The following is a 1,327-nucleotide window of genomic DNA, read 5'->3' on the forward strand; positions in this document are numbered from 1 at the left end:
GTGCTCCAGGCCCTCGCGCAGCGCCCGCCAGGCGAGGCTCGGCAGCCGCGCCTGGCGGGCCGCCTGGTCCTTGGCCAGTTCGGCGTCCTCACCGGCGGGCCGGACGCGGGGGGCCGCCGCGCGGACGCGCTCCCTGGCCGCCACGATCGGCCGGGCCCAGCCGCCCGCGATGAGCTGGGTGGACTCCGCCGTGCGCGAATAGCCGCCGACGAGCATCGCCGCGCCCGTGCGGTGGGCGCGCAGGGCGAGCACCTCGCGCGTGTGCGGGTAGGGCGCCAGGCGCTCGGCGTGCAGGTCGTCGCCGTCGTCCCAGACGGCCACGAGGCCGAGTTTGTCCACCGGGGCGAACATCGCCGCCCGCGTGCCGACGACCGCGTGGACGCTGCCACGCAGCACCTTCAACCACCGCCGGTACCGTTCCGCAGGCCCCAGACCCGAGGTCAGCGCCACGTGCGCGCCCTCGCCGAGGACCTCGGTGAGAGCCGCGTCCGCCAGCGCCACGTCCTTGCCGTCGGGGACGACGACGACCGCGCCCCTGCCGCCCGCGAGCGTGGCGTGCACCGCCTCGGCGATCGGAGCGGCCCAGCCTCCGGCGCCCGGCAGGGCCGTCCACACGGCTCGCGGGGCCCGGCCGTTCTCCAGGGCGTCGAGGAACGACGGGCCCATCGGGTAGTGGTCCCAGGCCCGCTCGGGCAGGGCGGGCGGCGGCTCGGTGACCGGGGTCTCGGCGGGCTCCGCCTCCGCCTTCGCGTGGCGCGGCGGGACGGCCAGGCGCAGCACGTCGGCGAGCGTGCCCGCGTACCGGTCGGCGACGGCCCTGGCGAGGGCGGCGACCTCGGGCGTCAGGACCGGTTCCGGCGAGACCACGCGTTCCAGCGGCGCCAGGCGTCCCCTGTGGTCGCTCTCGGCGGCGCGCTCCAGCAGGAAGCCGTCGACGAGCTTGCCCGCGAACCTGACCCGCACCCGCACCCCCGGGACCGCCTGCGCGTCCATGGCCTCGGGAACGAGATAGTCGAAGGGGCGGTCGAGGTGCGGCAGCGGGTTGTCCACGGCGACCCGAGCGACCGGCAGCGCGGCGGCGGGGACGAGCGCGCCCTTGCCCCGAGCGGGCGTCACCGCGTCGAGGGAAAGGAGGGCGTCGTCGCTCACCCGATAGGTCTACCAGACCGGCGCGCCCGCAGGTCGTGGTAGGCGCGTTCTCGAAACGCACGCCACCCCCCGGCCGCGCCGCGGCTCTGATCAGGTGGTACGGCCCGCCGCCACAGACCCATGGCATCCCGGAGCGGCCCGGTGAGTCTCCCGGGTGTGGAGGCGGGCGTCACGGAAC

Annotated in this window: 1 protein-coding gene; it reads right to left on the reverse strand. The window is 77.0% G+C overall.

What is annotated here, in order from left to right:
* On the reverse strand, positions 1 to 1,149 hold a 1,149-nt coding region (locus ABD120_RS17845; RefSeq protein WP_486348448.1), incomplete at its 3' end, for a primosomal protein N' family DNA-binding protein.
* Positions 1,150 to 1,327: the final 178 nt, after the last annotated feature.

Origin of the sequence: Nonomuraea longicatena, from assembly GCF_039525605.1 — a bacterium.
Lineage (GTDB): Bacteria > Actinomycetota > Actinomycetes > Streptosporangiales > Streptosporangiaceae > Nonomuraea > Nonomuraea longicatena.